This is a genomic window from Gemmatimonas sp., assembly GCF_044376735.1.
Taxonomy (GTDB): Bacteria; Gemmatimonadota; Gemmatimonadetes; order Gemmatimonadales; family Gemmatimonadaceae; genus Gemmatimonas.
In genome coordinates, this window is sequence record NZ_JBILKJ010000128.1 from 1 (window position 1) to 7,688 (window position 7,688).

The following is a 7,688-nucleotide window of genomic DNA, read 5'->3' on the forward strand; positions in this document are numbered from 1 at the left end:
CACCCCGGCCAGCGACACGATGATGTCGCCCCGGCGGTAGTGGCGATAGTTGCGCGGATTGACGGGGACCGGTTTGGCCCCGCCAAAGATGGGCGCCCCGACGAACGCGAGAAACACCGGCAAGATGACCGTCATGAACGGGTCGATGTGCTTGAGCGGATTCCACGTGAGGCGTCCGAGCTGGTAGGCCGTCATGTCCCCTTGCTTGAACGCCGCATAGCCGTGGGCATACTCGTGGGCGACCATCGAGAACAGCAGCACCGGACCGTACAGCGCGAGTTTCTGAGCGAAGTCCAACGCGGGAACCAATGAAGTAGGGGAGCCCAACCTCCAACGCGAATGCAAGCAAGGGGGACTCAGAAGGTAGCCCAGCACCAGTCGGGTGTCAAAGCGATGCGCGTGGCGGGACCGGCCGGGGGTTCTTGACCGGCGGCCCCGATCCACGTATCTTCTTCGGTCTGTCCGCAGTGGCCTGGGGCGCCGCCCCATCTGACTGTCGTTTTCGTACTTACCGATTTTACCTGCTGGGGAGTTTTCCGTGCCGAATATCAAGTCCGCGAAGAAAGACCTGCGGAAGTCGCGTGCGGCTGCGGTGCGCAATCGTGCGCAGCGTTCGGCGCTGCGTACCGCCGTCAAGCGGGCGAAGCTCGCCGCCGCTGGTGCCGATGATCGCCTGACTGCCGTTTCGCTGCTTGATCGTGCGGCGCGTAAGGGACTCATTCATCGTAACGCCGCTGCTCGTCAGAAGAGCAAGCTGGCGAAGGCCGCCAACGCGGCCGCGTAAGTTCTACGACCACTGTGGCATAACGAAGGGCCGGACTCCATGAGTCCGGCCCTTCGTCGTGAGCACCGTGGCCGATCGCCTCAGAACGCGGCGAGTTCTCCACCGCAGCGTTCGCAGTACCACTCGGTCGGCAGGTTCATCGCGCCGCACTCGGTGCACCGCAAGGTCTTGAGTGGCTCGCTCGTTGATGCGACCTCGGCCACGGACGACACACCGGCTGACGATGCAGCGGGAGTCGGATCGATGACCGATCGGAGGAACGCGAGGTCATCGAACGCACCGCCGGCCTCCGCCGGCACGGCGGTCGCCGTGCTGGCCTTCGGCGCGGACGGAGCCGAGCTGGACGAAGCACCCTTTCCGTCGCGTTCCACCTCGATCCCCTCGAGCGATCGGGTGGAGGTGGGATCCGGCGTTCCGGGGACCTCGGCGAACATCGCCAGCGCATCGTCGAAATCCGACGTCCCCTGATCCGCCACGGGCGCTGGCGCAGGCGCTGGCGCTGGCGCAGGCGCTGGCGCATGGACCGACGAGGCGGGCGCGGCACGCACGACGGCCATGACATCCGGCGTCTCCCCGAAGGCGATATCGATCTCGGTGTACGGTTCCGACGCGACCGGCACCGACTCCGCCGGCCTGTCGCCGGGGCTGTCGACCGCGACGCCGCCGAGGACATCCTCGGTCACGTCCGCGAGCACATCCTCCGCACGGGCGGCCACGACGGTCACCGGCGGCTCGTTCCCGGCGCTGGCGAGCAGCGAGCGAATCTCGTCGATCTCGGTGAGCAACCCGCTGCGCTGGTCGCCGAGCGAGGCCATCTTCGCCTCGACGCCCTGTCGGAGGGTCTCCCAGCGATCATCGTCGTACTCGCCGACGGCGGTCCGCAACATCGCCTCGACGCGCTCGTCTTCGAGCGTCGCCAGTTCGGCTTCCACGGCGCTCAGGCGGCTATCGAGCTCATCGCCGTGGGTGGAGAGGGCGCCGATGTGTTCGCGGAGTTGCGCCAGCACGGCATCGCGGCGCGCGACGTAATCGCCATGCACGCGATCGAACACGTGGCTGGCCGTGACTGCGCGACGTGCGTCGAGCGCGGTCAACCAGTCAGTGTAACGCTGCCGCTCGGCAACGAGCGACCGGACTTCGTCGATGGACACTGCGCGAAACTCCGTCATGTGAGGGCACTGCCGAATGAACCAAGCGGTTCCAGCTATAGATCAGACGAACATGACGGCCGCAGATCACGCCGTCGTGTGCGTCAGGCTGCTTTGGCCGATCAGCTGCTGCGCGTCCGCCCTGCATCCTCGTATCGGGGATGCAGCGAAGCAAGCCCGGCGACCTCCGCGGCGGGGAGCGACTGCGCCCCGCCCAGCAGGCGGGCCACCGTGAGGATACGCGCGGATTGCTCCACGCTTTCCATGCGCAGCACGGCATCCTCGATGGAGCGACCAACGGCAGTCACCCCGTGGTTCGCCAGCAGAAAGACCTCGTGGGCGGCAAGGAAGGGACGCATCGCGTCGGCGAGGGCCGGCGTGCCTGGGCGCCCGTAGGGTACCAGCGCGATCGGTCCCACGACCACGGGCAGCTCTGGCAAGACGTCGGCGGGGATGGGGACTCCGGCGGCGGCGAACCCCGTGGCGGCCGGGGGATGAGCATGCACGATCGCCTGCACATCGGCCCGCGCCGCATAGCAGGCGAGGTGCATCCCCAATTCCGACGACGGGCGTCGCCGACCGTCAGGCGACTCGGGCGTACCGACCATCCCGGGGAGGTGTTCGTGTGGGGAGAGGATGCCATCGGCGCGCACGCGAAGCACGTGGGTGTGGTCGATGGCCCCTTTGTCGACACCGCTGGCGGTGACCAGCAGGTCGCCGTTGGGGAGCCGGCAGGACAGGTTCCCCTCAGCCCCGGCCAGCAGGCCACGCGCATGGAGTCGCCGACAGGCGGCGGCCAACATCACGCGCAGCTCGTGCTCGTCGGTCACCAGCGTCTCAGTCGGCGCGATAGACGACGCGACCACCGACGACGGTGAGGCGGGCCTGTCCGGTGAGTTGATGCCCCCCGTACGGCGTGTTGCGTCCCTTGGACTTGAACGCCTTCGGATCGACGGTCCACGTGCGATTCGGATCGAAGACGGTGACATCGCCGAGGCTGCCACGCGCGAGCGTGCCGCCGGGCAGGTGGAACACCTTCGCGGGCTTGCAGCTCATGGCATCGACCATCTGCGCCATGGTCATGATGCCGCGATGCAGCAGATACGTGCAGTTGATGGCCAGCGCGGTTTCGAGGCCGACAATCCCGTTGGGGGCGTCGGCGAACTCGCGCTCTTTCTCGTCGTAGTGGTGGGGCGCGTGATCGGTGACGAGCAGATCAATCGTGCCGTCGGCGAGCCCTTGCTGCAGCGCTTCGACATCAGCCGCAGTGCGCAGCGGCGGATTCATCTTCGCATTCGTGTTGTAGCCTTCGACCGCATCTTCGGTGAGCGAGATGTGGTGCGAGCAGACTTCCGACGTCACGTTGATGCCGCGCTCCTTGCCCCACCGAACGAGCTCAACCGAGCCCTTGGTGCTGAGATGGCAGAGGTGGATGTGTCCACCGGTGCGCTTGGCGAGGAGAATGTCGCGAATGACGTAAATCTCCTCGGCTTCGGCGGGGATGCCCTTGAGACCGAGCTTGGCGCTCATGATGCCTTCATTCATCGATCCACCACGGGCCAGTGTCATGTCCTCGCAGTGTTCGGCGATGGGCACGTTGAAGGCTCGGGCATACTCGAGCGCCGTGCGCATGAGCTGCGCGCTTTCCACCGGCCTGCCGTCATCGCTGAAGGCGACGGCACCGGCGCCAACCATTTCGGCGATTTCGGCGAGCGTCTCCCCCTTCTGTGCGACCGAGATCGCGCCGTACGGGTACACGCGCGCAAAGCCGGCGGCTTCGCCCTGCCGCTTCACGAAGCCGACGACGGCCTGATTGTCGGTGACGGGCTTGGTGTTCGGCATCGCACAGACCCCGGTGAATCCACCGGCCGCGGCGCTGTGCGCACCGGTGGCGATGGTCTCGACGTCTTCACGGCCTGGTTCACGCAGATGGATATGCACGTCGATCATCCCGGGTGTGACCACCAAGCCACTGACGTCGATGACGTCGGCGCCATCGGGGGTCCCGATCGCGGCCCCGCACGCTTCGACACGTCCGTCGCGCAGGAGAACATCGCCAACGGTGTCCATTCCCTGCGACGGATCGACAATGCGACCGCCGCGTAGCAGCAAATCCCGGCTCATGCGCCTCCCTTCTTCGCCGCTTCGGCGAGTTCCGGCTTGCCGCCGGCCAGCAGATAGAGAACGGCCATGCGGACCGCCACGCCATTGGTGACCTGATCGAGGATCACCGAGTGCGGCCCGTCGGCCACGTCAGAGTCGATTTCCACGCCGCGATTCATCGGGCCAGGGTGCAGGATGAGGATGTCGCGCGGCGCCTTTTCGAGCCGCGCACGGGTGACGCCGTACACACGGTTGTATTCGCGCAACGACGGGATGTAGCCAGCCTGCATGCGCTCGAGCTGCAATCGCAGGACGTTGAAGGCATCGGCCCACTCAACCGCTTCCTCGATGCGATCAAACACGGTCACGCCCATCTCGCCGATGGCGTTGGGGAGTAGTGACCGCGGACCGCACACCGCGACGTCGGCGCCGAGCTTGGTGAGGCCCCAGATGTTGGAGCGGGCGACGCGCGAATGGAGCACGTCCCCGACGATGCAGATGCGACGCCCGGTGAGTTCGCCGAGGTGATTGCGCAACGTCAGGATATCGAGGAGTCCCTGCGTGGGATGTTCGTTGGTGCCATCGCCGGCGTTGATGACGTTCGATTCGATCCGTTCGGCAAGGAACTGCGCGGCTCCGGAGGCGCCATGGCGAATGACCACCATGTCGATCTTCATGGCTTCGAGATTGCGCGCCGTGTCGACGAGCGTTTCCCCTTTCGACACGCTCGAACCGGCGGATGCGACGTTGACCGTATCGGCGCTGAGCCGCTTCTCGGCGAATTCGAACGAGATCCGCGTGCGCGTGGAGGCTTCGAAGAAGAGGTTGACGATCGTGGCGCCGCGCAACGTGGGCACCTTCTTGATCGCGCGCTCGGAGATTTCGCGGAACGGGACGGCGGTGTCGAGCACGAGCCGGATCTGATCGGCCGAGAGCGGCGCGAGGCCGAGGAGATCCTTACCGAGCGGACCGGACATATCGTCAGGCCTCGTCGTCGCGCGCGGCGATCAGCACTTCATCGCGACCGTCGAGTTCCTCGATGAACACATCGACGCGCTGCCCAGGATTCGCGTCGACCTTGCGGCCGATGACGTCGGCGTGAATCGGGAGTTCGCGTCCGCCACGATCGATCAGCACGGCGAGCGCGATGCGCGCCGGGCGTCCGAAATCGGCCAGTTCGTCGAGGGCCGCACGCACGGTGCGCCCGGTGTAGAGCACGTCATCGACAATGACGACGTGTTGGTCGTCGAGGGTCCACGGCAGGTGGGTGGTGCCGACCACGGGGCGCGGCCCGACGGTTTGGAGGTCGTCGCGATAGAGCGTGATGTCGAGCGCGCCGCTGGCAATGTCCACCCCTTCCTGCGCCTTGATGATGCGCACGATGCGCTCAGCGAGCTGCACCCCACGGCGCTGGATGCCGACGAGCACGAGGTTGTCGGTGCCGGCATTCAATTCGACGATCTGGTCGGCCATGCGCCGCAGCGTGCGGTCAAGCGCGCGGGCATCAAGGACGGTGGAAGGCTTTCGAGGCATGGCCGCAATATAGCGCGGCCCAGCCGCTCAGTCGCTCACCACTCGTGATGGTTGCGGGGAGGCTCGCCACCGGTGGCCGGCCGCGGGGTCCAGAGTCCGGAGAGCGGCGAGAGGTGCCGTGCGGCGGTTCGGGCCGCGCGCAGCCGCGACTTGTCGATGGGCGGAACGGAGGACGTGGCGGCGTACATGCCGATGTCGGCGGCCGCTTCCATGGTGGCCTGTGCAAATCCGTGCGACCAGTCGGGGCCGTAGGGGTGCGAGTCGGCCCGCTCTTCGACGCCGAGGCCGAAGGCCACACACTTGTCGGCGGCCTCGCGGAGATTGCGGCTGGACGCGAGATGGGCGACGACCACATGAAAGCCGTCACGGCGCCCCATGTGATAGGACGGCGAACGGAACACCCCCTCGGTCGGCGGCTCCACGACGCCCGACGCGATTCCCGTGAGCATCACGCACAGCTGCGAGAAGTAGCCACGAATCGGATCAATCGGCGGCTCTTCGAGAATACGGGACATGGATCTTCCGGCTCGGGTCGTCGCGAGGGCCGCCAGTCAGCGACGTCGCGCACACGAGTCTGGGCAAGTGATGTGCCGAACGAATCCGGACGGACACCCGCCCACTTCGCCCTTGGCCTGTCACAGATGGGCCCGCGAGACGTTGCGTGTCCTCCACCATAGGTGAGGCGGCGGCGCCACAGCCGCCGCCTCACGAAGCGGGCGATGGCTCAGCCCGCGTAGAGATTGAGGTCGGTCCCAACCGCATCGGCCATCGCGATCGTGGTGTCCCAATCGGGATGCCGGAGGGTGACGTAGCCGTCCGACAGCAGGGTGCTCTTCCAATCGCGGCGCGGGGTCCCGATGGGCAGCAGATCCACCACGCAGATCGCGTCACCGAATCGCTGGCGCAGTTGCTCCAGCCCCTCGATCCGCTGGATACGCCCCTGCCCGTGCGCCCGCTTGGTGATGCAAGCGGTGTTGTACTTCCGCTCGATCGGCTGCGAGAAGGTGCCGTGTAGCTCGGCCTCGGCCCAGCCGTTGAAGAGATCCATGTCGCCGGAATAGTTCATGAGATCGACGGTGCGAGCGCCGGGCGGACGGGCCGCTACCTCGCCGAAGACCGCCTCGCCGTCGGCCTTGCGGTACCACTCCATGTGCGTGAAGCCGGTGTCGTAGCCGAGGACCTTGAGGACCTGCTCGCCCATGGCCCGTCCGCCGGCCAGCTTGGGATCGTCGACGTTCTTGTACGTGAGCGTCTGCGGCGAGATCCACTCGTTGGTGCGGGCGATGAGCGGCCGAGGGCGATAGAACGCAATGTGGAAGTACTTGATGTCGCCACCGGCGCAGACCGTGTCGTACGTGTACTCCTCGCCGTCGATGAACTCTTCGACGTCGACCACCGCAACGTGTCCCAGCTGGGCGATGGCCTGCTTCACATCGGCGGCGTCATCGCAGCGGAAGGTGTCCATCGAGCCGGCGCCGGCGATGGGCTTGATGATGAGCGGATAGCCCACCTGCTCGGCCGCCGCCCAGACTTCGGCCGGCGTGCTGGCGATCGCATGGTGCGGCACCCGCACGCCGCCCTCGGCGAGGGCCTGCTTCATGAGATCCTTATTGCGAAAGCGCAGCGCCTGGTGGTACGACTGCCCCGGCACGCCGAGGGCTTCCCGGATCTGCGCCGCGATCTCCACCCCCGGTTCCCAGAGGCAGCAGACCCGGTCCACGGTGCGGGAACCGAGCCAGCGGCGGATCTGCTCGATCGCCACCTCCGGATTCGTGAAGAGATCCGGGGCCTGGAGGTAGTCGCTGAGATGGCGACGCGCGATGTCCGGTAGATCCTGCACCGGCGTATTCGAGACCCCCAACACGGTGGCGCCCTGCTCGGACAAGCCACGCGTGAAGAGTGGCATTTCACCGGGGAACCCCGGGGTCAGCATCAACACGGTTTTGGACACAGGGCGATTCCGGAGATTGGGGAGGGACTCAGCCGAGACGGACGCGAACGCTCGAGACAATACGTTGTAGCGCATGCTGCACCACGGAGGTCTCCGGGTGACGCACGATGATGTGGCCCTCTCCCTCGTAGCTCCCCGTGGGATGCTGTCCGGGATACGGTAGCCTGGC

At 66.5% G+C, this 7,688-nt stretch carries 9 protein-coding genes; 1 reads left to right on the forward strand and 8 read right to left on the reverse strand.

Annotated elements, in window-relative coordinates:
* On the reverse strand, window positions 1–297 hold a 297-nt coding region (locus ACIRA7_RS13280), incomplete at its 3' end, for a site-2 protease family protein (RefSeq protein WP_396221326.1).
* A 241-nt stretch (window positions 298–538) separates the two neighbouring features.
* On the opposite strand from ACIRA7_RS13280, the gene rpsT reads away from it, so the two are divergent.
* On the forward strand, window positions 539–784 hold the full coding sequence (gene rpsT / locus ACIRA7_RS13285) for a 30S ribosomal protein S20 (protein WP_396221327.1): 246 nt from the start codon (window positions 539–541) through the stop codon (window positions 782–784).
* Window positions 785–864: 80 nt separating this feature from the next.
* On the opposite strand, the gene ACIRA7_RS13290 is transcribed toward rpsT, so the two are convergent.
* The 7 genes from ACIRA7_RS13290 to ACIRA7_RS13320 form a co-directional block, all read right to left on the reverse strand.
* Window positions 865–1,935 (reverse strand): hypothetical protein, encoded by a 1,071-nt coding sequence (locus ACIRA7_RS13290; RefSeq protein ID WP_396221328.1) that lies wholly within the window; start codon window positions 1,933–1,935, stop codon window positions 865–867.
* Between the two features lie 119 nt (window positions 1,936–2,054).
* Entirely contained in the window at window positions 2,055–2,762 is a 708-nt protein-coding gene (locus ACIRA7_RS13295; protein WP_396221329.1) for a class II aldolase/adducin family protein, read from the reverse strand.
* 7 nt (window positions 2,763–2,769) lie between these two features.
* A complete protein-coding gene (locus ACIRA7_RS13300; protein ID WP_396221330.1) occupies window positions 2,770–4,056 on the reverse strand; it encodes a dihydroorotase in 1,287 nt (428 codons plus the stop codon).
* Window positions 4,053–5,012: an aspartate carbamoyltransferase catalytic subunit gene (locus tag ACIRA7_RS13305; RefSeq protein ID WP_396221331.1), complete on the reverse strand. Its 960-nt coding sequence runs from the start codon at window positions 5,010–5,012 to the stop codon at window positions 4,053–4,055. The genes ACIRA7_RS13300 and ACIRA7_RS13305 overlap by 4 nt, the downstream gene beginning before the upstream one ends.
* Before the next feature lie 4 nt (window positions 5,013–5,016).
* The gene (gene pyrR / locus ACIRA7_RS13310) at window positions 5,017–5,568 is read right to left on the reverse strand and encodes a bifunctional pyr operon transcriptional regulator/uracil phosphoribosyltransferase PyrR (RefSeq protein WP_396221332.1); all 552 of its coding nucleotides are present in this window, start codon (window positions 5,566–5,568) and stop codon (window positions 5,017–5,019) included.
* Between the two features lie 35 nt (window positions 5,569–5,603).
* Window positions 5,604–6,083: a hypothetical protein gene (locus tag ACIRA7_RS13315; protein WP_396221333.1), complete on the reverse strand. Its 480-nt coding sequence runs from the start codon at window positions 6,081–6,083 to the stop codon at window positions 5,604–5,606.
* A 209-nt stretch (window positions 6,084–6,292) separates the two neighbouring features.
* Entirely contained in the window at window positions 6,293–7,519 is a 1,227-nt protein-coding gene (locus tag ACIRA7_RS13320) for an acetyl-CoA carboxylase biotin carboxylase subunit family protein (RefSeq protein ID WP_396221334.1), read from the reverse strand.
* Window positions 7,520–7,688 lie beyond the last annotated feature (169 nt).